Source organism: Halalkalicoccus sp. CGA53, assembly GCF_036429475.1.
Lineage (GTDB): Archaea > Halobacteriota > Halobacteria > Halobacteriales > Halalkalicoccaceae > Natronorarus > Natronorarus salvus.
The window spans coordinates 1,196,502-1,219,388 of sequence record NZ_CP144125.1; the positions used below are offsets into that span (position 1 = coordinate 1,196,502).

The 22,887-nt window shown below is 65.3% G+C and carries 23 protein-coding genes; 14 read left to right on the top strand and 9 right to left on the bottom strand.

The genetic code is table 11. The features are described 5' to 3' along the window. Nucleotides 1-23 precede the first annotated feature (23 nt). From V2L32_RS07535 to V2L32_RS07555, 5 genes are all read left to right on the top strand, one after another. On the top strand, nucleotides 24-785 hold the full coding sequence (locus V2L32_RS07535) for an Nmad3 family putative nucleotide modification protein (protein ID WP_331235867.1): 762 nt from the start codon (nucleotides 24-26) through the stop codon (nucleotides 783-785). Between the two features lie 164 nt (nucleotides 786-949). Further along, nucleotides 950-1,426, top strand: coding sequence for a peroxiredoxin family protein (locus V2L32_RS07540; RefSeq protein ID WP_331235868.1), 477 nt, complete (start codon nucleotides 950-952; stop codon nucleotides 1,424-1,426). Between the two features lie 120 nt (nucleotides 1,427-1,546). Next, nucleotides 1,547-2,530, top strand: coding sequence for an NAD-dependent epimerase/dehydratase family protein (locus tag V2L32_RS07545; RefSeq protein ID WP_331235869.1), 984 nt, complete (start codon nucleotides 1,547-1,549; stop codon nucleotides 2,528-2,530). A gap of 403 nt (nucleotides 2,531-2,933) precedes the next feature. Further along, complete coding sequence (locus V2L32_RS07550; protein ID WP_331235870.1) at nucleotides 2,934-3,782, top strand: DUF7260 family protein; 849 nt, start codon at nucleotides 2,934-2,936, stop codon at nucleotides 3,780-3,782. 44 nt (nucleotides 3,783-3,826) lie between these two features. Next, a complete protein-coding gene (locus V2L32_RS07555) occupies nucleotides 3,827-4,885 on the top strand; it encodes an NAD(P)-dependent glycerol-1-phosphate dehydrogenase (RefSeq protein ID WP_331235871.1) in 1,059 nt (352 codons plus the stop codon). Here the strand turns inward: V2L32_RS07555 and V2L32_RS07560 are convergent. Next, entirely contained in the window at nucleotides 4,882-5,697 is an 816-nt protein-coding gene (locus V2L32_RS07560) for a YihY/virulence factor BrkB family protein (protein WP_331235872.1), read from the bottom strand. The two genes, V2L32_RS07555 and V2L32_RS07560, sit on opposite strands and share 4 nt — an antisense overlap. A gap of 75 nt (nucleotides 5,698-5,772) precedes the next feature. Continuing rightward, on the bottom strand, nucleotides 5,773-6,315 hold the full coding sequence (locus V2L32_RS07565; RefSeq protein WP_331235873.1) for an NUDIX hydrolase: 543 nt from the start codon (nucleotides 6,313-6,315) through the stop codon (nucleotides 5,773-5,775). 75 nt (nucleotides 6,316-6,390) lie between these two features. Between V2L32_RS07565 and V2L32_RS07570 the strand changes: the two genes are divergently transcribed. From V2L32_RS07570 to V2L32_RS07585, 4 genes are all read left to right on the top strand, one after another. Then, a complete protein-coding gene (locus tag V2L32_RS07570; RefSeq protein WP_331235874.1) occupies nucleotides 6,391-6,771 on the top strand; it encodes a VOC family protein in 381 nt (126 codons plus the stop codon). A 108-nt stretch (nucleotides 6,772-6,879) separates the two neighbouring features. Next, entirely contained in the window at nucleotides 6,880-7,260 is a 381-nt protein-coding gene (locus V2L32_RS07575) for a CBS domain-containing protein (protein ID WP_331235875.1), read from the top strand. Nucleotides 7,261-7,400: 140 nt separating this feature from the next. Next, a complete protein-coding gene (locus tag V2L32_RS07580) occupies nucleotides 7,401-7,988 on the top strand; it encodes a LemA family protein (RefSeq protein WP_331235876.1) in 588 nt (195 codons plus the stop codon). Between the two features lie 57 nt (nucleotides 7,989-8,045). Then, nucleotides 8,046-8,834 carry a GIDE domain-containing protein gene (locus V2L32_RS07585; RefSeq protein ID WP_331235877.1) on the top strand — a complete coding sequence of 263 codons (789 nt, stop codon included), beginning with the start codon at nucleotides 8,046-8,048 and terminating at the stop codon, nucleotides 8,832-8,834. Between the two features lie 40 nt (nucleotides 8,835-8,874). On the opposite strand, the gene V2L32_RS07590 is transcribed toward V2L32_RS07585, so the two are convergent. Then, the gene (locus V2L32_RS07590; RefSeq protein ID WP_331235878.1) at nucleotides 8,875-10,665 is read right to left on the bottom strand and encodes a S9 family peptidase; all 1,791 of its coding nucleotides are present in this window, start codon (nucleotides 10,663-10,665) and stop codon (nucleotides 8,875-8,877) included. An 87-nt stretch (nucleotides 10,666-10,752) separates the two neighbouring features. Between V2L32_RS07590 and V2L32_RS07595 the strand changes: the two genes are divergently transcribed. Further along, entirely contained in the window at nucleotides 10,753-11,802 is a 1,050-nt protein-coding gene (locus V2L32_RS07595; protein WP_331235879.1) for a glycosyltransferase, read from the top strand. On the opposite strand, the gene V2L32_RS07600 is transcribed toward V2L32_RS07595, so the two are convergent. Next, nucleotides 11,799-12,686: a sulfurtransferase gene (locus tag V2L32_RS07600; protein ID WP_331235880.1), complete on the bottom strand. Its 888-nt coding sequence runs from the start codon at nucleotides 12,684-12,686 to the stop codon at nucleotides 11,799-11,801. The genes V2L32_RS07595 and V2L32_RS07600 overlap by 4 nt on opposite strands. Nucleotides 12,687-13,132: 446 nt before the next feature. On the opposite strand from V2L32_RS07600, the gene V2L32_RS07605 reads away from it, so the two are divergent. Next, nucleotides 13,133-13,951, top strand: a complete 819-nt coding sequence (locus V2L32_RS07605) for an aldo/keto reductase (protein ID WP_331235881.1) — start codon at nucleotides 13,133-13,135, stop codon at nucleotides 13,949-13,951. A gap of 56 nt (nucleotides 13,952-14,007) precedes the next feature. Here the strand turns inward: V2L32_RS07605 and V2L32_RS07610 are convergent, their stop codons facing one another. The 5 genes from V2L32_RS07610 to V2L32_RS07630 form a co-directional block, all read right to left on the bottom strand. Next, the gene (locus V2L32_RS07610) at nucleotides 14,008-15,117 is read right to left on the bottom strand and encodes an ABC transporter ATP-binding protein (RefSeq protein WP_331235882.1); all 1,110 of its coding nucleotides are present in this window, start codon (nucleotides 15,115-15,117) and stop codon (nucleotides 14,008-14,010) included. 102 nt (nucleotides 15,118-15,219) lie between these two features. Further along, the gene (locus tag V2L32_RS07615) at nucleotides 15,220-16,128 is read right to left on the bottom strand and encodes a carbohydrate ABC transporter permease (RefSeq protein WP_331235883.1); all 909 of its coding nucleotides are present in this window, start codon (nucleotides 16,126-16,128) and stop codon (nucleotides 15,220-15,222) included. Continuing rightward, nucleotides 16,125-17,078, bottom strand: coding sequence for a carbohydrate ABC transporter permease (locus tag V2L32_RS07620; RefSeq protein WP_331235884.1), 954 nt, complete (start codon nucleotides 17,076-17,078; stop codon nucleotides 16,125-16,127). The genes V2L32_RS07615 and V2L32_RS07620 overlap by 4 nt, the downstream gene beginning before the upstream one ends. Nucleotides 17,079-17,114: 36 nt before the next feature. Further along, entirely contained in the window at nucleotides 17,115-18,512 is a 1,398-nt protein-coding gene (locus V2L32_RS07625) for an ABC transporter substrate-binding protein (protein ID WP_331235885.1), read from the bottom strand. 226 nt (nucleotides 18,513-18,738) lie between these two features. Beyond that, entirely contained in the window at nucleotides 18,739-19,509 is a 771-nt protein-coding gene (locus V2L32_RS07630) for an IclR family transcriptional regulator (RefSeq protein ID WP_331235886.1), read from the bottom strand. Between the two features lie 517 nt (nucleotides 19,510-20,026). Between V2L32_RS07630 and V2L32_RS07635 the strand changes: the two genes are divergently transcribed. From V2L32_RS07635 to V2L32_RS07645, 3 genes are all read left to right on the top strand, one after another. Then, nucleotides 20,027-20,917 (top strand): EamA family transporter, encoded by an 891-nt coding sequence (locus tag V2L32_RS07635; protein ID WP_331235887.1) that lies wholly within the window; start codon nucleotides 20,027-20,029, stop codon nucleotides 20,915-20,917. A 72-nt stretch (nucleotides 20,918-20,989) separates the two neighbouring features. After that, the gene (locus V2L32_RS07640) at nucleotides 20,990-21,835 is read left to right on the top strand and encodes a fumarylacetoacetate hydrolase family protein (protein ID WP_331235888.1); all 846 of its coding nucleotides are present in this window, start codon (nucleotides 20,990-20,992) and stop codon (nucleotides 21,833-21,835) included. Nucleotides 21,836-21,918: 83 nt separating this feature from the next. Beyond that, nucleotides 21,919-22,647, top strand: coding sequence for a fumarylacetoacetate hydrolase family protein (locus V2L32_RS07645; RefSeq protein ID WP_331235889.1), 729 nt, complete (start codon nucleotides 21,919-21,921; stop codon nucleotides 22,645-22,647). Nucleotides 22,648-22,887: the final 240 nt, after the last annotated feature.

Sequence of the window (22,887 nt, forward strand, 5' to 3'; positions counted from 1 at the left end):
CCCTCTCGGCCCTCCCTTCGGCGATGACCGTCGTCCTCTGTGGGATCGGCGCCGACTCGACGAACGTCGGCGAGCTCCCCCCGATCCGTTCGGACGGGACGTTCGAGTACGTCCCGATCCCGGAGAAGTCCGAGACGACCGAGGAGCAGACCTTCGGGACGTGGCCGCTCTCGACGGGCGAGACGGCCGCGGACCTCACCCCGTCGATCAGACCGCGACCGATCTCCGAACCGGAGTTCCGGACCGATCCCGAGACCTGGCCGCTGCACCACGACCCGAACTTCGGGGCGCTCACCTACGGCGAGCACCGGCCCGCGTACGTCGACCGGCTCTCGCGGCTCGACCCCGGCGACCTCGTCGGCTTCTACGCCGGACTGCGCGACGAGGGCGCCAGAGCGCATCGCTACCTGATCGGCTGGTTCTCGGTCGAGAACGTCCACCTGATCGACCCGGGCGACCGCGAGGCGGCGCGGCGAGCGTTCGCCGCCTGTCCGGAGAACGCCCACGCCAAGCGTGCTCGCGAGGACGGCGAACCGTACGTCGACGACAGGCGACTCGCCATCGTCGAGGGTCGAGAGCCGGGCGGACTGGTCGAGCGAGATCCGCTCCGGCTGAGCGAGTACGCGGTCGCGCCCGGAAACTCCGTCGCGCAGTACTACCTCCGCGAATCGGTCCGCGAGGGGCTCTCGGTGGTCGAAGGTCGCGAGAACATGCAGTTCAAACCCGCCTACCGCTGTGACTGCTCGGCCGAGGAGTTCGCGGACCGGATCGAAGCCCTCCGGTAGCCTCGTGTCCTCGCGACTGTCGACGGTTCGATTCTAGACGGCGCGGGGCTCCGAAGGTCCGCATCACTCTAGCACGGGGACCCTCACGATCGTTCGTCGGAAGTGCGCCGCACGCGCCAGACGGGCGTCTTCTTAAATGGACCCAGCCGCTCCGATCGGGTACGATGTCACTCGAAGGCGAGAACGCGCCCGATTTCACGCTCGAGAGCACCGCCGGCGACACGGTCACCCTCTCGGAGACGCTCGAAGACGGTCCGACGGTCGTGGTCGTCAACCGGGGCCACTGGTGTAGCTTCTGTGCCGAACAGCTGGGGACGTTCAGCGAGGTAGCTTACGATCTCTGGTTCAACGATAGCGTGGATATCCTCCCCGTCGTGACCAGCCCGCTCGGAAAGGTCACCGAGATGCGCGACCGCTACGACCTCGGGATCCAACTGTTGGCAGACCCCGACGGTGAGGTCGCAGACCGGTACAGCGGAACCGAGGAGACGAGCCACGGCGTCACGGGAATCTCCGGGGTTTACGTGATCGATCCGGAGGGGCGGGTCCGCTACGAGCAAATCGCCGACGACGTCACCGACCGGACCTACGGGAACTGGGTCCGCTACTTCGTGCGCAACGACTTCCAGGACCCGTTCTGATACGGACGGTTGTCGTCTCGTACCGGCGATCGCCAGTACGGGTCGGCGATCACCGGTACCCAGTTCCAACCGTCCGTATGAAACCGCCGGGACTATGCGACCGCTGGACGACCCTTTCACATGGACACGGCACTCGTCGTCGGCGGGACGCGCTTCATCGGCCGGCACACGGTGAGGGAGCTACTGGACCACGGCTACCAGGTGACGATATTCAACAGGGGGAACCACGAGAACCCGTTCGAGGACGACGACCGCGTCACGCACGTCGAGGGCGACCGACGAGACCGGGAGGCACTCGCGAGGGCGGCCGAGCGGGACCCGGACCTCGTGATCGACTGTGTGGCGTACTCTCCAGGAGAGGTCCAGGTCGCGACGGAGCTGTTTTCGGACGCCCGCTACGTCTTCGTCTCCTCGGGTGCCGCGTACGGCGAGGAAACGATCCCGAAACGCGAGGGGGAGACGCCGCTCGAACCCTGTAGCGACGAACAGGCGCGAGTCGACTCCGGCGAGAGCTATGGGAACCGAAAGGCCGAGGGCGACCGGATCGTGGCCGCGGCCGCCCGCGAGGGTATCGAGGCGATGAGCGTCCGGCCGTGTATCGTCTACGGCCCGCACGACTACACCGAACGGCTGGACTACTGGATCGACCGGGTGCTCGAGCACGACCGGGTGATCGTCCCCGGCGACGGGGACTCCCTCTGGCACCGGGCGTACGTCGAGGACGTCGCGAGCGCGCTCCGAATCGTCGGCGAATCGGGTACCTCGGGCGAGGCGTACAACGTCGGAGACCGACGGCTCTGTACCCTCTTGGAGACGGTCGAACTGATCGCCGAGGTCGCTGAGCGAGATGTCGGGGTGGTCCCCGCCGGGGAGCGCGAACTCGCCGCCGGCGGGCTCTCGCCGGAGGCGTTCACCCTCTACCGCGGGTACCCGCACGTGATGTCGACCGCGAAGCTCGCGGCGCTCGGCTGGACGTCGACGCCGGTCGAGGAGGCGATGGCCCGGACCGTCTCCGAACATCGCGAGAGCGAGCGTGACGGGAACGGACACGACCCGGGCCGCGAGGCCGAGGAGCGCGTGCTCGGCGTGCTCGATACGCTCTGAACTCCCAGAAATAGACCACAGATGTTTATTATATTATACAACGAGTAGAGGAGCTGACTCTTTCGGGAGTCGTGATTGCAGTGAGGGCGTACGGTAGGTCTCGGGTGATGGTGCAGAGAGCGGGAACGATGGACGAGGTCGGGATTCGCAGGGCGGGACTGGCGCCGATCCCGGCGTAATCGCTCGGCTCACGTCCGAGAGGACTCACGACGGGCGGTGACGATCGACCACCGCTTCGTGCGAGATTTTTAAGGCGACCGACACGTCGGCGGATAGAGGACATATTTGCATGCCGGCACAACAGTTATCAATGTTCCGTGTGACTACCTAGCGTAGGATGATCGCTGTATCTCCCGGGACTACCTATCTCTCCCGTCAACAACCGGCCCTCGGCGGGGAGGAGTTGTGCTCGTCGCTGGCCTGTGCGGGGCCCGACCCGCTCGCCGAGCTCCTGCTGGTGCTCTCGGTGGTCGCGGGGATCGCCGTCATCGCGGCGCTCTCGTACATCCCGGTGGCTCGCGAGACGTGCGCCGAAGAGCGACGGCGGACCCGGACCGAACGCGACGCCTTCGCGGGCTTCGCCGGCCGGATCGCCGCCATCGAGGAGGTCAGCCCCACGCCCGGCCAGGCCGGCGGCGGGACGCTGCTCGCACAGAGCGCGCCCGACGATAGCTCCTTGCGCGAGGTGCGCCGCGCGTACCAGGAAACGGTGATGGGCGTCGACCACTTCGCCGAGGAGTACGACGAATCGCTCTCCGAACACATGGCCGCTGAGTTCGACGAGAGCCTCGCGGTCGCGGTCTGTGGCGGGGCGTCGTTCTCGCCACAGATGCGCCGCGCGCTCGTCCAGCAGGGCAACGAGGCGAGAGACCGCCGATCGCTACTTCTCCGGGCGCTCGACCGCGAACTCGACTCGCTCTCGGCGGCGGACGAGACGCTCACGGAGGTCGAGGAATCCCTCTCCGAGATCGAGTCACGGCCGGAGATAACCCGTTCGTTCGAGTGGCTCACGGCCTCCTGGGACCGTCTGCGCGAGCTCAGATCCGAGTGTGACCGCCTCGTCGAACGGCGTCAGGAGGAGATCCACGAGGAGGCGATCGCCCGCGGGCCACGCGGTCGGTCCTCGTTGCACGACTACCTCTACCAGTCGCTCCCGGTGAGCCACCCGGTGCTCGCCGACGCCGCAGCGACCCTCGACCGACTCGATCGGATCGAGCGGGGCGTCGTCGACGGACTGACGCGGCGGGTCTGACGGCCCGTCGAAACCGGTTTGGGGCCCCGCCGCGACTGACCGCTATGTTCGAGAAATCTACCTGGATCCGTCTCCCCAGAAACGTCCTCGTCGGCCACGGCGTCATCGAGGAGACCGTCGAGGCGGTCTCCGATCTGCACCTCTCGGGCGACCCGCTCGTCGTGACGAGTCCGACCCCCCGAAAGATCGCGGGCGACTCGATCGTCGCGGCGTTCGAGGAGGCGGGGAGAGCGCCGTCGGTGGCGGAGGTAGAGACGGCGAGTTTCGCCGCCGTCGAGTCGGTGATCGAGACGGCTCGCGCGGAGGAAGCCGACTTTCTCGTCGCAGTGGGCGGTGGCAAACCGATCGACATCGCGAAGATGGCGAGCGACGAGCTATCGATCGGTTTCGTCTCCGTTCCGACGGTCGCGAGCCACGACGGCATCGTCTCGGGACGGTCGTCGATCCCGGAGGGCGACACCCGTCACTCGGTCGCCGCCGATCCACCGGTCGCGGTCGTCGCGGACACCGAGATCCTCGCCGAGGCCCCCTGGCGGCTCACGACCGCCGGCTGCGCGGACATCATCTCGAACTACACCGCCGTCAAGGACTGGCGGCTCGCGAAACGGCTCCAGAACGAGCCCTACTCGGAGTACGCGGGCGCGCTCTCGGAGATGACCGCGGAGATGCTCGTGGACAACGCCGACTCGATCCGTCCGAACCTGGAGGAGGCCGCCTGGATCGTCGTGAAGGCGCTCGTTTCCTCGGGCGTGGCGATGAGCATCGCCGGCTCGTCGCGACCCGCCAGCGGTGCCGAACACCTCTTTTCGCACCAGCTCGACCGGATCGCACCGGGGCGTGCGCTCCACGGCCACCAGGTCGGCGTCGGCTCGATCGTGGTCGAGTACCTCCACAGCGGCGAGCGTGGCGGCTGGCGCGACATCCGCGACGCGCTCGCGAGCATCGACGCCCCGACGACGGGGAGCGAACTCGGACTGCGCGAAGACGAGATCATCGAGGCGCTCACAACCGCCCACGAGATCAGGGATCGCTTTACGATCCTCGGCAACGGCATCTCCGAGCGGGCGGCGAGGGAGGCGACCGAGGTGACCGGCGTCCTCTAACCATCGGTGGGGAGCCACCCCTCGTCGGCGTCGACCTCGCCGGCGAGGGTCGCGTTTAGCACTACGCCGAACAGCAGTATCAGCCCGCCGAGGTAGAGCCAGGTGAGCACGAGGAGGACTGCTCCGGCGACGCCGTAGAGTTCGACTCCCTCCGAGGTCGCCGCGTAGAGCCGAAAGACGAGCGCCGAGAGCGTCCAGGCGAGCGCCGAGAACGCCGCTCCCGGGAGTGCCTCCCGAACGTTCACCCGTTCGCCTGGAAACCGGTAGTACATCGGCAGGAAGGCGAGCAGAAAAGTACAGAACAGGAGCGGGACGCTGAGGACGGCGACGACGACGTTCTCGACGACGAGTACGAGCGCGACGCCGACGGCGCCGAGGACGGCGACCGCGAGCGCCACGGTGACGAAGATCAACAGCGTGTCGGTCGCCTTCCTGAGGACCGTGCGCGTCCTCCGGGTGCCGTAGACCGCGCTGAACGTCATATTCACCGCCTGGAACATCGTCGCCGTGCTGTAGAGGAAGATCCCGGCGGCGATCAACCCCGCCCGTGTGCGTCCCGAACCCTCGCCGCCGACCTCCTCGATCACGGCCTCGGTCTCGGCGGCGTGGAGTCCCGTCACGGATTCGAGCGCGTTCGCCGACGTCTCGGGGCCGTAGGCGATCGATATCGCGATCGTGAGGAGCAAGAGGAGGGGGATCAGCGAGTTGAAGGCGTAGAAGGCGAGCCCCGCGGCCGTGACGGTGATCTGATGTTTCCGTCCGACGGCGGCGGCCGTCTTCAGCGCCGAGAGCCAGCCGCGGATCCCTTCCATCGGTCGACACTCGACGTGGAGAGGGGTAGGCGCTTCGACCTGCCGCTGGCCGGTCGCGCGTCCGCCTCCCCCGGTCTACTCCGAGTCCTCGTCCCGTCGACCGATCGGGTATCGCTCGATCTCCGGATAGCGGAGCTCGTCGGGGTGGCGATCCCACCACCGGACGGCGTGGATCTCACCCGGCTCCGGCCGTGGCGTTCCCGAGCGGTATCGCGCGTCGAAGACCGCGACCAGCCGGCTGATCGGCGGTTCGTCGCCGTGGCGGTGGATCGTCACGGTCGCGCTCACCATCCCCCGGAGGTCGACCTCGACGCCGGTCTCCTCGCGGGTCTCGCGGAGCGCGGTCCCCTCCAGTGACTCCCATGCTTCGTGTTTGCCGCCGGGTTCGGACCACGGTCCCCCCGGCCCGTGCTGGACGAGCAGCGCCTCGCCCGTCCCGTTTCGCACCCACGCGCCCGCACCCCCGAGCGTGGCGCCCTCGTGACGCGCTTCGATCCAGCCGTAGGCGTCCGCGTCGCGCTCGATCTCCTTCTCCCTCACCGTGAACGAGCCGTACTCCCCCTCCAGCCGGTCGAGTTCGGCCCGGACCCGTCGACGGGACGCATCGGCGATCCCCATGCCGGTCGATCGGAGGACGCCGGCAAAAACCCGCCGTTCGCACACGGTTTTGATTCGGGGGTCCCTCCCGGGCGCATGAACCCTCAGGGGATCGATCACCTCGTGCTGACGGTCGCGGATCCCGAGCGGACGTGTGCGTTCTACGAGCGGGCAGTCGGCGCCGAACGGGTCGAGTTCGACGGGCGAGTCGCGCTCCGCATCGGCGAGCAGAAGGTGAATCTCCACGTCGCGGGCGACGAGTACGACCCGCACGCCGACGAGCCGGTGCCGGGATCGGGGGACTTTTGCGTGCTCGTCTCCACGCCGATCGAGGAGGTCCGGGTCCACCTCGACGAGGTAGGGATCGAGGTGATCCACGGTCCGGCGGAGAAGGTCGGCACGCACGGGCCGCTCCGCTCGGTCTACGTCCGCGACCCGGACGGAAACCTCGTCGAACTCGCGGAGCCGCAGTACTGATATGGACGGGCGTGACCGCGAGCGCACACGGGCGATCGCCGGTCCGGGACGACCGTCCTCTCTCCGAGGCGTCGAAACGACCAATACCGTGGGATTCGTCCCACGGGCATGGGCAGAAACGACGGAACACGCGTCGAGGAGGTGATGTCGTCCCCGCTGGAGACGATCTCGCGGACGGCGACGGTGCGGGAGGCGGTCCAGCGGATGCGCGACCGGGAGATCAACGCGCTGGTCGTCCGGACCGACCCCCCCTCGATCGTCACCAGTACGGACGTCCTCGACGCGGTCGCAGCGGGCAAGGACCCCGCCGACCTTCAGGTGTCGGACGTCATGACGGAGTCGGTCGAGACGGTGCCCGAGAGCCTCTTCCTGGAGGAGGTCGCCGCGATGATGACGAGTTTCGGCATCAGACACCTGCCGGTCACCGACTTCGACGACGACCTCGTCGGGATGGTCTCCTCGACCGATCTGGCGAACTACCTCTCCTGACGAGGGCGACCGAACCCGTACACCGGTAATCGTCTCCCTGGCGGGGTCCGTCTGCGGGGCGTCGGTTCGAACCGGCCCCACGCGACGCGAGTCGGGCACCGGAAGTGTTTAGATACTTACGTCAGCTTCCGTATGTGAGTATGATCCTCGAGGTCGTCGTCGGGTTCGTGGTGGTGGTCCTGCTGGTGCTGCTCGTCGCGTACGTCGTCAGCGTCTACAACCAGCTGATCGAACTGATCCGCCGGGTCGATCAGTCGAAACGAAACATCGACGTCCTGCTCAGACAGCGCCAGTCCGAACTCTCGAAGCTCATCGACGCGGCCTCGAAGGTGATGGTACACGAGCGGGACGTGCTCGTCACGCTGACGGAGGCGCGCGAACGGGCCGAACGGGCGTCGACGCCCGGCGAGGAGGCCGCCGCCGATCAGGCGATCCGGAACGCGCTGGCGCTGTTCCGCGCGCGCGTCGAGGCGTACCCCGAACTCCGCTCGCAGACGAACATGCTCCAGTTCCAGCACCGGATCTCCGATCTCGAGTCCCAGATCGCCGGCCGTCGGGAGTTCTACAACGAGGCGGTCACCCGGTACAACACCCGCATCCAGCAGTTCCCTTACCTCGTCCTCGCACGGCTGTTCGAGTTCGCACCCCGCGAGCTCTTCGCCGCGAGCGAGGCGGAGCTTCGGGACGTCGACGTCGGCGCGCGGTTCGAGGCCCGAATCTCCGAGTGATGGCGACCCCTCGTGGCCCTCGTCTGACCGCCGCGGCTCGACGGAGCGTGACCTGACGTGTGGCCGTCGTTCGGCCCGATCGTCGCGGTCGTGATCGAGGACGTCGTGGTGTCGGCGGCCCTCTTCGCGCTGGGTCTGTTCCTGATCCACCGCGGGTTCGACGCCTACCGGGCCGGACGGCTGATCCGGGACACGCCGACCGCCACGGTCCACTCGATGGCGCTCGGCCGGGTCGAACTCCACGGCACCGCTCGCGAGGCGGCGACGGCCTTCGACCGACCGTTCACCGACGGTCGGTGTCTCTATGCGAGGTACCGGATCGAAGAGTACCGACGGAACGGGAAGGGCGAGCGGGAGTGGCGGAGGATCGACGACGGGACGAAGGTGGCGCCGTTCTACCTGGAGGACGACACCGGACGGGTGCTCATCGCGGCCGACCACTGGACGACGGTCGAGATCTCCGCCGAGAACCGGTCCAGGGTGACCGTCCGGAGCTACGAGAGCGAGCCCGAAGCTGTCCTCCGGTTCCTCCGTCACGACTCTCCCGTCGAGCCGGCCGGCGGTGGACTACTCGGGTCGATATCGAACGCCCCACGCAGGTACACTCAGTGGGTGTTGCCGGTCGACAGCGAGGTCTACGTCTTCGGCGGCGTCGAGGAGTGCGAGGACGGCGAGGGTGCCTTTCGCGACCGCCTCGTCGTCACGACCGACGAATCGACCGGTCGGTTCGTCGTCTCCGATTCGGACCCCGCGTCGCTGGCGGAGACGTACGGTCGACGGGCGCCGCTGCTGGTCGTCGCCGGGCTGCTCGTGAGCGCCCTCTCGCTCTCCGAACTCCTCGGCTGATCGGGGCCGATCCCGGGGGCGCCCGTCCGGTACGTCCGTCTCAGACGTGCTCGTCGAGGAACTCGGCGATCGCCGAGTACGCCTCGATCCGGTTCTCTAGCTTGGTGAAGCCGTGGCCCTCGTCCTCGAAGATCAATTTCCGGACCGGGACGTGTTTCGCCGCCTCCTCGGCGATCTGTTCGGCCTCGCCGACCGGGACCCTCGGATCGTTCGCGCCGTGGAGGACGAACAGCGGCGCGGCGATCGATTCGATTCGATTGATCGGGCTGATCTCCTCCAGAAACTCCCGGTCGTCTTCGAGCGAGCCGTACTCTGCCTCTCGTAGCTCCCTGCGCCAGTCGCCGGTGTTCTCGAGGAACGTGACGAAGTTCGCGATGCCGACGATGTCGACGCCCGCGGCCCAGAGGTCGGGGTACTCGGTCATCGACGCGAGTACCATGAACCCGCCGTAGGACCCGCCCATGACGGCGATCCGGTCGGGATCGACCGCGGCGTGATCGTGGAGCCACTCGACACCTGCTCGAATATCGGCGACCGAGTCCATCCGCTTCTCGACGTCGTCGAGGTGGGTGTACTCCCGGCCATACCCTGAGGAACCGCGGACGTTCGGCTCGAAGTAGGCGTACCCCCGGTGCAGGAAGTACTGTTTGACGCTCGAAAAGGAGGGGCGGCGCTGGCTCTCCGGCCCGCCGTGGATGTCGACGATCACGGGTGTCTCGCCCTCGGTCGCGCTCTCCGGGAGCGAGAAGAAGGCCGGCACCGAGAGCCCGTCGAAGCTCTCGAAGCGGACGAGGTCGGCGTCGACGAAGCTCCCGTCGGGGATACCCGCGGTCGGCGCGCGGGTCCAGCGCTCTGCGCTGCCGGACTCCGCGTCGACGACGAAGACGTTCGGGTTCGTGCTCGTGCCCGTCACCGTGATCGAGAACCGCTCGCCGCCGTCGTCGAAGCTCACACCGCCCGCGATTCCCTTCCCGACCTCCGGCGCCGGGAACTCCTCGATCTCGGTCTCCCCGACGAGTTTCCCCACCGTGAGGTCGGTGTAGCCGTCGACGTTCCGCGAGTAGGCGACGGTCCCCGACTCCTCGTCGAGTGCGACGCCACCGACGTTCCACTCGCCGCCCGATTCGACCACGGTGAGTTCGCCGTCGAGACCGAGGCGTGCGAGGTAGAGCGTGTCCTCGCCCTCGTCGGTGACGAGGTAGATCGCCTCGCCGTCGGGGCCCCACTCCGGGCCGGAGTAGCGGATGGCGCCCTCGTGCGGGGTGAGGTGGGCCATCTCTCCGGTACCGAGATCGAGGACGTGGAGGTCGTGGTCGAAGCTCGCGTGTGCCTCGTGGACGAGCAGACGGGTTCCGTCGGGGCTCCAGCCCACGAGCGAGAGCCAGCCGTCGCCCTCGGCGACCAGCTCCGCCTCGTCGCCGCGTTCCTCCCGTCCCTGGACGTAGACGTCGAAGACCGATTCGTCCCGGCGGTTCGAGGCGAACGCGATCCGCTCGCCGTCGGGACTCCAGCCGCCCCAGCGGTGTTTCGCTTCCGGCACCCCGGTGAGCGGGTGGATCTCGCCCGTCTCTGTGTCGAGCCGGAAGAGCTGTGCGCGCTCGTTACCGCCGTCGTCCATCCCGAAGGCGAGTTCGGGTCTCTCCGGTGACCAGGTGACGAACGTGACCCGTTCGTCGGAGAACGTGCGCTGTTCGGGCCACCTGCCGGGGGAATCGAGCGTCCAGACCTGTGGGACGCCCGTGGTGTCCATCAGGAAGGCGAGGCCGTGCGCGGAGAGCGAGGCGCCGTAGGCGCTTCTGACGTTGAGATACCGGTCGATGCCGAAGGACATGACTCAGGGTTCGCGTCCGTCGGCTAAACGCTTCGGCTCGCGGAAGACTGCAAAAAAGCATTTACCGGCCCACGGTCTCGCCCGCGTATGCGCGTCGCGTTCGTCACGGTCGAGAGCCCCCGAGAGCTTCGATCGGAGGGGGCGCGTCGTCTCGACCGCTTCGCACGCGCGCTCGCCGCACGCGACCACGACGTGACCGTCTGCTGCTCGCGGTTCTGGGGATCGGGAGGGGAGGACCCACCTCCGGCGCACGAGAGCGACGGCGTTACCTACCGCTCCGTCGCGGGGGAGCCGTCTTCGGAGCGGGTGCTCGCTTCGCTTCCGTCCCTCATCCGGCGCGTCGATCCGGAGGTGATCCACGCCGGGATCGCGCCCGGCTGGCACCCGCTCGCGATAGCGCTCGCCGCCTCGCTCTCGCGCACGCCGGTCGTCCTCGACTGGTCCGGGCAGCCAGGCGAGGGGCGTCTCTCCCCCAGAACCTTCCCGTCGGCGCCGATCCTCGTCCCGTCGAGCTACGTTCACACCCGCGCGCGCGAACGGGGGAGCGCCGTCGACCGACTGCGGATCCTCCCCGGATTCGTCGAACGCGATCGGATCGACGAGGTCGATTCAGTCGGTGCGTTCGACGTCGTAACGACTGCCTATCTCGACGGGAACGCCGACGTCGAGTCGCTGTTGCTCGCGCTCCGCGAACGGGACGACGCGTGCTCCGCGGCTGTGCTCGGCGACGGCCCCCATCGAGAGCGTCTCGAACGCCAGGTGAGGGACCTCGGACTCTCCGACCGCGTCTCGTTTCTCGGCGACGTTCCGACCACCGAACGGATCGCACGCTACCGCGGAGCGCGGGTGTTCGTCGAGGCCGAGGAAACCTCCTCGTTCGCCCACGAACTCCTGTGTGCGCTCGTCTGCGGCTGTGCAGGGATCGCCGAGTACCGGGCAGACTCCGCCGCCCACGAACTCGTCGAGCGCCGCGAGCGAGGCTTCCCGATCACCGATCCGTCCGAACTGGTGGGGGCACTCGACGAGGCGCTCGCGCTGCCGTACGCTACCAGCTCGGAGGGGTTCGAGGCGTTCGACGCCGATCGGGTCCTCGGCCGGCTTCTGGTCACGTATCGGGAAACGATCGAAGGTTCCTAGCTCCCCTCACCCGTCTCGATCGGCGTGCGGATCATGCTCCCCCACTCGGTCCACGAGCCGTCGTAGTTGCGCACGTCCGGGAAGCCGAGCAGTTCGTGCAGCGCGAACCACTCGATCGACGAGCGCTCGCCGACGCGGCAGTAGGCGATCGTCGACTCCTCGCCGTCGACCCCCTTCTCGGCGTAGAGCTCGCGCAGTTCGTCCGGACCTTTGAACGTGCCGTCGTCGTTCAGGATCGTCGGGACGGGCACGTTCTGCGCACCGGGGATGTGACCCGCGCGCTGGGCGGTCTCCTGTAGTCCTTCCGGCGCGAGCAGTTCGCCGGTGAACTCCTCGGGCGAGCGGACGTCGACCAGTGGAAGACCGCTGTCGATCGCCGTCTCGACGTCGTCCCTGTAGGCGCGGATCGACTCGAACGGTCCCCTCGCGTGGTACTCCTGTGCGTCGAACTCCGGGACCTCCTCGGTCAGCGGGTAGTCGTTTGCGACCCAGTACTCCTTTCCGCCGTCGAGCACGCGGGCGTCGGCGTGCCCGTAGTACTTGAACTGCCAGTAAGCGAACACCGCGAACCAGTTCGGGATGCGCCCGCCGCCGTAGAAGACGACGGTCGAATCCTCGGTGATCCCCGCCTCGCCGACGACCTCCTCGAACGCCTCCTTCGAGAGGATGTCGCGGGTCGTCCGGTCGGTGAGGTCCTCCTCCCAGTCGAGAAACACCGCGCCGGGGACGTGTCCCGCCTCGTAGGGGGTGTACTCCGAGTCGGCGGTCACCGTCGGGTTGTTCACCTCCAGTAACCTGTATTCGGGGTCCTCCGACTGGAACTCCTCCAGGTGGTCTTCGACCCAGTCCGCGTCCACGAGCACGTCGTCGTCGTAGTCGGTCATGCGCGTTCCCGTTGGCTCGCCAGCATATCGTGCGTTTCGACGGGAGCGGTATGCGCCGGGACTGCCGCTTCTCGGCAGTTTCTGCCACGACCGTTTACGTTCCCGCGAGAACGGAGCGTTTCTAACGGTCGAATACGGACGAGCGAGCGCCCCAGGCATTCGCACTCGCCTTCGTGACCGAGCGAATCCCCCCGGTCGATCGCTCCACGTGGGAACATTGAAGTAAGTCCACTTCGATACCCACCCTTAAAGAGTGCCTACAGTGTTTGGCTACTGACCTGTCTGACTCTTCTATACCCGGAGGCGTACACCGCCGGTCGACGGGAGGCTCCCCCGGACGCGGTGCCCCTCTTCGATAGATCGTCTGGGTCGGTTGCGAGCAGGCAAGAGTCGTGGTACCACGGAGCGATACGTTCTTGTACCGTCTGCCCGAGTTACGAAGGACTATGAGGACCAACCCATCCGTGCCAGCTCTCGGCCTCGGGACGTACCGGAACACCGAGTACGAACGATGCAAGGGGAGCGTTCTCACGGCGCTCGATGTCGGCTACCGGCACATCGACACCGCGGAAGCGTATCGCAACGAGGAAGCAGTCGGGGACGCACTCGCGACGTCTGACGTTCCTCGAGAGGAGGTCTTCCTCGCGACGAAGGTCCTCCACCCGAAGTTCGCCGATGGCTATGACGCCGCGAGTATAGTCGACGCTGCCCACTCGTGTCTGGAACGGTTAGGTGTCGAGTACGTCGATCTCTTCTACGGCGTTCACTGGCCGGGCGACGGCTACGACGCCGAGGAGACGTTCGCGGCGTGTACCAGCCTCTACGAGGAGGGAACGGTCCGACAGCTCGGCGTCTGCAACATGACCCCGGTCCTGCTGGAGGAAGCGAGATCCGTTTCCGACGTGCCGATATCCGCACTCCAAGTAGAACTCCACCCCCTCTTGCCACAGGCGGAGCTCCGGAGCTACTGTGACACCCACGATATCTCGGTGGTCGCGTACGCTCCCCTCGGAAACGGTCGTATGTTCGAGGTCCCGGAGCTCCTGGAGATAGCGGAAGAGCGCGACGTGGGCGTGGCACAGGTGAGCCTCGCGTGGCTCCGACGGAAGGGGGTCGCCGCGATACCGAAAGCGACCGGAACGGATCACATCCGGGAGAACTGGGGGTCGTTGGAGGTGGAACTCACCGACGACGAGCTACGGAAAATCGACGACATCCTCCACGAGGAGCGGCAGTACGACCCGGAGTACGCACCGAAGTGGTAGCGCGGTCGTTTCGCCACCCACCGAACCGGTGACGCGACGAGCCGCTCCGGACGGGGTTACTTCGCTTTCGCCAGGAGCTCCTCGGTCTCCGTGTCGTAGAGGTAGAGCCCGCTCTCTTCGACGTGGATCTGTACCACCTCGTCCTCTTCCAGCGGTTGATCGGACGGGACGTGTGCCCTGAGCTCACCCTCGGGACCCTCTACGGTCGCCAACGCACGCTCGTCGACGGGCTCTAAGAGGATGAGTTCGCCCTCGAAGTGACCGTCGTCCTCTCCCCGGGACAGCGAGACGCTAATCGGGCGAAACCCGACGTACACGTCTGGGCTCGACGGATCGTCCCGGAAGACGTCGACGTCGAATCGGAACTCTCGTCCGTGGACCTCGACGATACCGCTGTTCTCGTTCAGCGTCTTCACCGTCCCACGCAGGAAGTTGATACTCGGATTCCCGATGAAGCTCGCGACGAACATGTTGTCCGGATAGTTGTAGAGGTCGTTTCGGGTCCCGATCTGCTCGATGCCGCCGTCGTTCATCACGGCGATACGGTCGCTCATCGTCATCGCTTCCTCTTGGTCGTGCGTGACGTAGACCGTCGACTTCCCGAGGCGTCTGTGGACGCGCTGGATCTCCTTTCGGATCTCCACTTTGAGCTTGGCGTCGAGGTCACTGAGCGGCTCGTCCATCAAGAACGCGATCGGATCCTGTACCAGCGTCCGGGCGAGCGCTGCTCGCTGTCGCTGTCCACCGCTCAGCTCTCCCGGGTACTTGTCCAGTAGCTCCGGAATCTGCATTATCTCGGCGGCCTCTCGCGCCTCCTCGTATCGCTCCTCCTTGGGGACGTTTCGCACCTTGAGCGGATACGAGATGTTGTCGATGATGGTCATGTGCGGGTAGAGCGCGATGTTCTGGAACATCATCGCGAGGTTTCGCTTGTTCGCGGGGACGTCCGTCAGATCCGTGCCGTTCGTTCGGATGGTCCCGCTCGTCGGCGTCTCTAGCCCGGCGATACACCGCAGCGTCGTCGTCTTTCCGCACCCGGACGGGCCGACGAGCGTGAGGAACTCCCCCTTCTCGATATCTATCGAGATGCCGTCGACCGCGACCTCGACACCGCTGGGGACACTGAACTCCTTCGTGAGAGATTCGACCTGGATTTCTGGTTCCATGTTATCACGTACTCCGGTATCGTTCCATATCGTTTTCGCTGTTCGCACCCCGGCGAGCGCGCTCGCCGACCGGCGACCGTTCGGATCCGACGTCGACCGACATCATCCACCCACCCTGAACCCTCGCATGAGGTACTTCTGCAGCGCGAAGACGAAGACGAACGCCGGGATCACCGTGATGAAACTCGCCGTCATCAGCGGGCCGTACAGCGTGTCGTCCTGGACGAGGAAGTCCTCAAGGCCGATGGTGAGGACACGCATGCTCTGTTCGGTCATGATCACTTTCGGAATCGTATACTGGTTCCAGGAGATAGCGAAGGCGAAGATTCCGACGGCGATGATCCCGGGCTTCGCGATCGGGAGCGCGATGTCGACCATCGACCGGAACCTGCTCGCTCCCGCCATCTGTGCGGACTCCTCCAGCGAGTACGGGACGGTCTGGAAGAACTTCCACATCAACCAGAGGGAGAACGGCAACGAGAGCGCAGTGTGAGCCAGTATTAGCCCGATGTACGTGTTGAGGATGCCGAGTTCCCGCCAGAAGATGAACATCGGTATCGCGAGGAGGATGGCGGGGAACATGTAGCCGAACAGCACGCCCCTGGCGAACGTCTTCTTGAACCGCATCTGGATCCGGGCCAGTCCATAGCCCCCCAGCGTCGCGGCGACCGTGGTCAGGACGACGACACCCGCCGTGACTATCAGGCTGTTCAACATGTACCGCGGGAACGACGAGTAGAAGAGGACGAAGTGGAGGTTCCCGAGTCCGTAATCCGCAGGGTTGAGCGAGATAATCGTCGGGTACGCGGTCTGTAGCGTGCGCTGAACCCGGATCGTCGAGTTGAACATCCAGATGATCGGGAGGAGGATGACGACGACCCAGAGCGCGACGAACGCGTTCGCGGTCGTGTTCTTGATCCATCCCTGCTGGGCGTACGTGAGGCTACCCCACAGGGGGAGTCTGTCCCATCGTGTCTCGTAGATCGGGTTCTGATCGTCTCTCTCACTCATTCGACTCGCACCTCCTGTTCCGGTTCGAGAACCAGGAAGTAGATGATTGCACTCACGAAGAGGATGCCGAACAACACCGTCGCTATCGCCGCTGCCTCACCCAGCTGGTGGCCGAGGAAAGCACGTTCGTACGCGTAGACCGGCGACAGCATCGTCGAGTCGCCGGGACCGCCGCGGGTCAGGATCCACACGCTGTCGAAGTGGAGGAACATCCAGACCCCGCGCAGGAGCAACACGATGAAGATGACGCCCTTGAGGTTCGGAAGCGTGATGTCCCAGAACTTCCTCCAGGCGCCGGCCCCGCTGACCGTCGCAGCCTCGTAGTGGCTGTTCGGGATGCTCTGCAGCCGAGCGAGACACATGATCGCGACGAACGCGGTGTACTTCCAGCTGTTGACCCCGATCACCGCGAGCATCGCGAACGTGGGTTCGCCGAACCACGCGATGCTACTCTCGATCACGCCGAGGTAGATCAGGATCCAGTTGAACACCCCGTACGTCGAGTTCATGATCCAGTGGAACATGAACGCGACGATCGCCGTCGGGATGAGGTAGGGCAGCATAACGACGGCCGTCGCGAACTTGTTGAACCGAAACGTCCGCGAGATCAGCACCGCGATCAGTATCCCCACCGTCAGCTGGAAGGTGACGGTGCCGACCGCGAACGTGGTCGAACGGAGCAACGAGACGTGAAACGTATCGTCCACCAGGAGGTTTCGGTAGTTTCCGAGCCCGATCCAGTTCCACTCGGGGCTGAAGATGTTGATACTGAAAAACCCCGCGTAGATCGACCAGAGGATCGGGAAGACGTTTATCAAACTGAAGAGGAGCAGCGCCGGGAAGACCGTGAGAATCGCCAGGATACGACGACGCGAGAGGACGTCGTAGATGTCGTCTCTGGTCTCTCTCAGATCGGATCGATACTTCTTCGGTATTGGTACGTAACTCATTGTGGCGTTGAAGTCATAACGGTAGAGAGCGGGCAGTCAGGCCGACTCTATGATCTGACGGATGTTCTCCGCTCTGTTCTGGCAGGCTTCCTCGGGATCCTCCTCCCTGACGCAGACGTCGCGGAGCAGTTCGGTCATCTCCAGACTGTCGTAGATCAGTCCGACGTGTTCGTTCGGAGGTTCGGTCTCCGCCGGAAGCTCCGTGCCGTACTCGATCCAGTCGAAGTTCAGGTCCTCCGGAACGTTCCAGTAGTCGGGCAGTTGGTCCAACTGTTCCTGGTAGAGTTCGTGGTCTCTGATCTCCTCGATGACCGGTGCGTTGTGGATCGGATCGGCGAAGTAGAACCCGGCATGCGGGCCGCCGATGAGGTTCTCTGGCTCGGCCCAGAACTTGAGGAACTCCATCGCTGCCTCGGTATCCGACTCTTCGAACGCCGTGTATCCCTGGTTGTGACCCCAGGGTGTGAGGTTCCCCTCCTCACGTGTTGGGAACGGGCACGGGCGGATGTCACCGCCGAACTCTTGGTCCTCACCGTAGAACTTCGGCCGGGAACCGACCCACGCGTTCGCGTAGGCCCGCTCGTTCCCGACCAGCTGGATGTAGTCCCCGCCACTCAGGTCGAGGAGGTCGTCGGAGTACTGGTAGAGCTCCCTGTAGTACTCGAGCGTCTCGACCGTCTCGTCGAGGTAGTCGTCGTGGAAGACGGGGATCACCTCGCCGTCTCCGCCCTCCCGATCGAAGAACTGGACGCCGTTCGACCAGCCGGCGCTGTAGATCCCGATCTGTGGCGTGTTCTCCTCGGGGGACATCATCAGGGCGGTGCCTCTGATGCCGCCCTCTCCCTCGTCGTTCTCCTCGGCCATCGCCAGGTGTTTCTCCCACGTGTCGGGCACCTCGTCGAAGACATCGTCCCGGTACCAGAGCGTGTGGACGTTGGTGAGGATCGGGAGGAACTGGTCAACGCCGTCCTGGAGGTACCGCGAACCCTCCGGGATCTCCCCCCACCTGTCCTCCCAGTACTCGACTGCTTCGGTGTGATCGGCCAGCAGACCGAGGTGACCGTAGGTGGCGACTCCAGGGTGTCCGAGGTGTGATAGCTCGGGCGGGTCACCGCCCTGGATCAACTGTGCGATCCGCTCCTGGAGTCCCACGCCGAACCCGGTGTACTCCATCCGGACGTACGCGCCCGTCGCCTGGTTGAACCGTGCGGCGAGCCACTGCCAGTACTCCTGATACGGTTCGCTCGACTCCTGTGTGAGGATGTGGACCTCCTGTCCTTCGAGGTCGGGCCACTCGTCGGGATCGATGTCGTCGGTGTCGACGTCCTCGTCGTCCCCGACCACCTCCTCCTGCGTACCGTCGTCGCCGTCGTCGCCGTTGGCGTCGTCGCCGTTATCCACGAGGTCGTCGTCCTCTCCGAAACAACCTGCCATCGCGAGGACACCTGATGTCGCTCCAACACTCTTCAGGAACCGACGACGCTGTACGGGGCTCAACCTAATCTGGCTGGTATTGTCTCCCATGCCAGTGGAATGCATACGGAGGGTAGTGATAAATGTACCTCATTCCTTCGCGGGAATTCTCGCTGACCGTATACGGTATAGCGAATCCATCGTACCGATCGTTCGTCCGACGACTGTGGCACGTACGTCGTCACCCTCAGGCCACCGAGTACTTGATCTGAAGTTCGATCTCGTTCGTCGCGGCGAGAACGAGATCCGGTAGCTGCTCTTCGAACGGTTCGTCCTTCAATCGGGTCGCGGGGCCGGAGACGCTCAACGCGCCGATCACCGTCCCGTCCGGTCGATGTATCGCCGCACCCATCGCGTTGACGCCGGCCGTCGACTCCTCGAGATTGAACGCGTACCCGCGAGCGCGGATCTCCCGCAACTCCTCCCGGAGTCGGTCGCGGTCCGTGATCGTGTTCGGACCGGTCCTCTCGAGCGGCAACGAGTCGACGAGCCGCCTCCGTCGGTACGGCGGAAGGGTAGCGAGTATCGCCTTTCCCGCCGCACTCGAGTGAATCGGGGCGCGACCCCCCGTAGCGGCACCGGTGTAGACCGAATTCTCCCCGGTCGAGGTGTATACGTACACCCGTTCGCCGTTCTCCTCGACGATGAACTGTGCCCGCTCGTCGGTCTGCTCAGCGAGGTGGTCCACCTTCCGCTTGATGCTGGAGTACGCCGGCAGCTGCCGCCTGAGCTGTCCCCCGATCGTCAGGAACTGGAATCCCACTCGGTACACGTCTCCATCCCTCGCGACGTAGCCGTACTCGCGTAACGTGCTGAGGTGGCGGTGGATCGTGCTCGACGTGAGGTCGAGTCGCTCGGCGAGTTCGTCGATACGCGCACCGTCGCTGCGTAGCAGTGCGTTCACGATCTCGAACGACGTCTCGGTCGTTTTCACCCGAGATATGGTATCGCTTGCCATTGCTCGGCAGATTTCCCTGCGTGAACATAAATATCCCGTATACTCGGTTTCCAGTTCCCTTTCGAGCGAACTCGATAGTTCATTGCGATCTCTCCTTTGTTATTACACCACTCCCTGACCAGATCAATTTAACCATCCCGTGATTTGGGATCGAAGTAGCCCCACACCACTCCGATCGAAGCCAAAAACCGTAACGATGGACCGTGTAGTTCCACCGCCACGTCGGGCATCCCGTAAATCGGGATTCCCTCCCGGTCAGCTGCAATCGCCTTACATCGATATGCCTGTAATGGATCGGGCTCACTGTCCGTTTTCCGGAGCGAGTGGGGCTATACCACACAGCACGTTCTCCCGCGAGGCGCCTCTCCCCTACGGCGGGGCCGTAGATCCCTCTCGAACCGTGCCGTCATCCCGAAATACGGTTCTCGGCGCTGTGTCTGAATGGGTCTCCACCCGTCTCCACGAGTCGTCCCGGCCGATCCAAACGTATAAATCCCGTTCCCGGAACCGAGAGAGCATGGTCTCTCTCGTCGGCGTCGTCCTGGCGGTCGTCGCAGCGATCTGTCTGGCCGGCCAGGCCCTCACGATCCGCCTCGCGACCCGGCGGGGGCGGTCGAACGACGTCCTCCTCGTCGTGATGCTCGTGAACGTCGTCGTGTTCGTCCCGCTAGCCGTGGTTCAGCCCTCGAACCCGAACGTGACACCGGTGGCGGTGGTCGCCTTCGTCGCGGCGGGGATCGTCGGAACGATACTGGGCCGCGCGCTCTTCTACGCCGGGATCAAGAGCATCGGGGCGAGCCGAGCGGAGCCGATCAAGGCGTCGATGCCGCTGCACGCGACCGTCCTCGCGGTGCTCTTCCTCGGCGAGGTCGTCACCGGGCTCCAGCTCGCGGGGGTCGCCCTGATCGTGGTCGGTATCGCCCTCGTCTCGTGGGAGGGCTCGAACGCCGACCGGATCGCCGGCGACGGCGTCCCGTGGACGGGACTCGCCCTGCCGCTGGCGGCGGCGTTCTTCTTCGGGCTCGAACCGATCTTCGCGACCGTCGGGCTGGCGGAGGGTACGCCCGTCATCGTCGGCCTCACGATCAAGACCGTCTCCGCGCTCGCGGTGTTTGTCCTCTACCTGGGGTGGCGCGGGTCGCTCCCCACCCGATCGGGGCTCCCGACCGGTGACGTCCGCTGGTACGTCGCGGCCGGACTGGCGAGCACGGGGTTCCTGCTGGCCTACTACGCGGCCCTCGAGGTCTCGCGGGTCAGCGTCGTCGTCCCGATCATGCAGACGAGCCCGCTGATCGTCGTGCTCGTGTCGGCGGCGTTGCTTCACGGCGTCGAGCGAGTCACCCCGAAGCTCGTCGCCGCCGCCGGGATAATCGTCGTCGGCGGCATCCTCGTCACCCTCTTCGGGTGACCCGTCGACCGGGCGACCGGCTCCGCGCAGCAAACTATATACCACCCCTGCGTGTGCTAGCCACCGAATCACATGAAACTGGGTAGGTTCAGCGTCGACGGTGAGGTACGCTTCGGGGTCGTCGAGGACGGGTCGGTGGTAACGGCATCACGGGAGGACGGTTCCTTCGGCGAGATGCTCGAGGCGGTGACGGTGGGAGAGGACGTCGATCTGGGTGGTGAGACGTACTCGCTCGGCGATGTCGAGTACCTCCCGCCGACCACGGAGTCGAACACGGTCTTCGCGGCCGCACTGAACTACCGATCGCACGTCGAGGAGACATCGATGGCGATCCCCGAGAGACCGCTTCTGTTCCTCAAGCCGTATCGGTCGCTCATCGGCGATGGGACACCCATTCCACTGTACACGTCGATCACGACCGAACTGGACTACGAGGCCGAACTGGCGGTCGTGATCGGTACACCGTGTTGGAACGTCTCCGAGTCGGAGGCGCTCGATTACGTCGCGGGGTACACCGTCCTGAACGACATCACGTCCCGCAACGTACAGCGGATGAGCGTCGGCGACGTCGATAGACTGGACTGGTTCTCCAGCAAGGCCCTCCAGGGGAGCACACCGGTCGGGCCGTTCGTAACTACCGCAGACGAGGTGTCCGATCCGATGGATCTGCGGATCAGGTCGTGGGTCAACGGCGAGACGATGCAGGACGAGAGCACTGGGCTGATGATTCGAGACGTTCCCGAACTCGTCTCGTTCGCCGCCTCGCGCGTGGAGCTCCAGCCGGGTGACCTTATCGCGACCGGGACGCCGGAGGGCGTCGGCCACTGGCAGGACCTCGACCTCGAGGACGGGGATACGATCGAGATCGAGATCGACGAGGTGGGCAGCCTGACGAACACCGTCCGAGCGGTCGAGTAACTCGGTGTGCGACGTCGACCACGAGTGTGCCAACGTTGACCTCTATCACAAACGCTATTGACCCGGGGTGAGCACGGTACGCCGTGAAACGAGTTCGTTTCAAAGACCGGGCAGGGAGCACGCGAATCGGCACCGTCACCGATGGGGAGATAGCGGCGGCAGGCGCGACCTACGACCTCGAGAGCGTCGACGTTCTCCCGCCGTGCGAGCCGTCGAAGATCGTCTGTATCGGACGGAACTACGTCAAACACGCAGAAGAGATGGACAACGAAGTCCCGGACCGCCCGCTCCTGTTCCTGAAGGGGCCGAACACGCTCGCGGGTCACGGTGACACGGTAACGTTGCCTGCGGGCAAGGAGCGGGTCGATCACGAGGCAGAAGTCGGGGTCGTGATCGGCGAACAGTGCCGTCACGTCTCCGAGGCGGACGCGATGGACGTCGTCGCCGGCTACACGTGCGTGAACGACGTCTCGAACCGAGACGATCAGCGTCGGGAGAAGAACTGGGTCCGTGGGAAGGCGTTCGATGGATCCGCACCCATGGGACCGGTGATGGCGACGCCCGACGAGGTACCGGACGACGCCGTGGTTCGCACGTACGTCAACGGCGAGGTGAGACAGGACGGATCGTTGGATCAACTCGTCTTCTCCATCCCCGAACTCATCGAAGAGATCACGACGTACCTCACGCTCGAACCCGGCGACGTGATCGCCACGGGTACGCCGGACGGCGTCGGTCCTCTGGAGGACGGTGACGAGGTCGAGATCGAGGTCGGAGGAGTCGGGACGCTTCGACACTCGGTCGTCCAGTAAGGACGTCACAGCTACGTCTCTCGCCTCCGATCGTCGGTACTACTCGATGCCTTTCCTGTCCCGTCGTACGAGGGACACACGAATCCGAGCAATCGATCCCGAGTGACTGGCAGTCGTGCCTCGTCTCCGAGACGTCCGGACTGTACACCGGCTCAGTCCACGTGGCTCAGTTTCGCATCGTTACGGGAACCCTTGACCGCACCTTCGGTTCTCGAGCAGATCGACGGGACGTTCCAAATT

What these genes read in the sequence shown, in the direction of transcription:
- V2L32_RS07580 (WP_331235876.1), top strand. Translation starts at nt 7,401, where the DNA reads ATGATCCTCGAGGTCGTCGTCGGGTTCGTGGTGGTGGTCCTGCTGGTG.
- V2L32_RS07605 (WP_331235881.1), top strand. Translation starts at nt 13,133, where the DNA reads ATGAGGACCAACCCATCCGTGCCAGCTCTCGGCCTCGGGACGTACCGG.
- V2L32_RS07635 (WP_331235887.1), top strand. Translation starts at nt 20,027, where the DNA reads ATGGTCTCTCTCGTCGGCGTCGTCCTGGCGGTCGTCGCAGCGATCTGT.
- V2L32_RS07570 (WP_331235874.1), top strand. Translation starts at nt 6,391, where the DNA reads ATGAACCCTCAGGGGATCGATCACCTCGTGCTGACGGTCGCGGATCCC.
- V2L32_RS07590 (WP_331235878.1), bottom strand. Translation starts at nt 10,665, where the DNA reads ATGTCCTTCGGCATCGACCGGTATCTCAACGTCAGAAGCGCCTACGGC.
- V2L32_RS07535 (WP_331235867.1), top strand. Translation starts at nt 24, where the DNA reads ATGACCGTCGTCCTCTGTGGGATCGGCGCCGACTCGACGAACGTCGGC.
- V2L32_RS07625 (WP_331235885.1), bottom strand. Translation starts at nt 18,512, where the DNA reads ATGGCAGGTTGTTTCGGAGAGGACGACGACCTCGTGGATAACGGCGAC.
- V2L32_RS07545 (WP_331235869.1), top strand. Translation starts at nt 1,547, where the DNA reads ATGGACACGGCACTCGTCGTCGGCGGGACGCGCTTCATCGGCCGGCAC.
- V2L32_RS07640 (WP_331235888.1), top strand. Translation starts at nt 20,990, where the DNA reads ATGAAACTGGGTAGGTTCAGCGTCGACGGTGAGGTACGCTTCGGGGTC.
- V2L32_RS07610 (WP_331235882.1), bottom strand. Translation starts at nt 15,117, where the DNA reads ATGGAACCAGAAATCCAGGTCGAATCTCTCACGAAGGAGTTCAGTGTC.
- V2L32_RS07595 (WP_331235879.1), top strand. Translation starts at nt 10,753, where the DNA reads ATGCGCGTCGCGTTCGTCACGGTCGAGAGCCCCCGAGAGCTTCGATCG.
- V2L32_RS07540 (WP_331235868.1), top strand. Translation starts at nt 950, where the DNA reads ATGTCACTCGAAGGCGAGAACGCGCCCGATTTCACGCTCGAGAGCACC.
- V2L32_RS07560 (WP_331235872.1), bottom strand. Translation starts at nt 5,697, where the DNA reads ATGGAAGGGATCCGCGGCTGGCTCTCGGCGCTGAAGACGGCCGCCGCC.
- V2L32_RS07630 (WP_331235886.1), bottom strand. Translation starts at nt 19,509, where the DNA reads ATGGCAAGCGATACCATATCTCGGGTGAAAACGACCGAGACGTCGTTC.
- V2L32_RS07555 (WP_331235871.1), top strand. Translation starts at nt 3,827, where the DNA reads ATGTTCGAGAAATCTACCTGGATCCGTCTCCCCAGAAACGTCCTCGTC.
- V2L32_RS07575 (WP_331235875.1), top strand. Translation starts at nt 6,880, where the DNA reads ATGGGCAGAAACGACGGAACACGCGTCGAGGAGGTGATGTCGTCCCCG.
- V2L32_RS07615 (WP_331235883.1), bottom strand. Translation starts at nt 16,128, where the DNA reads ATGAGTGAGAGAGACGATCAGAACCCGATCTACGAGACACGATGGGAC.
- V2L32_RS07565 (WP_331235873.1), bottom strand. Translation starts at nt 6,315, where the DNA reads ATGGGGATCGCCGATGCGTCCCGTCGACGGGTCCGGGCCGAACTCGAC.
- V2L32_RS07620 (WP_331235884.1), bottom strand. Translation starts at nt 17,078, where the DNA reads ATGAGTTACGTACCAATACCGAAGAAGTATCGATCCGATCTGAGAGAG.
- V2L32_RS07600 (WP_331235880.1), bottom strand. Translation starts at nt 12,686, where the DNA reads ATGACCGACTACGACGACGACGTGCTCGTGGACGCGGACTGGGTCGAA.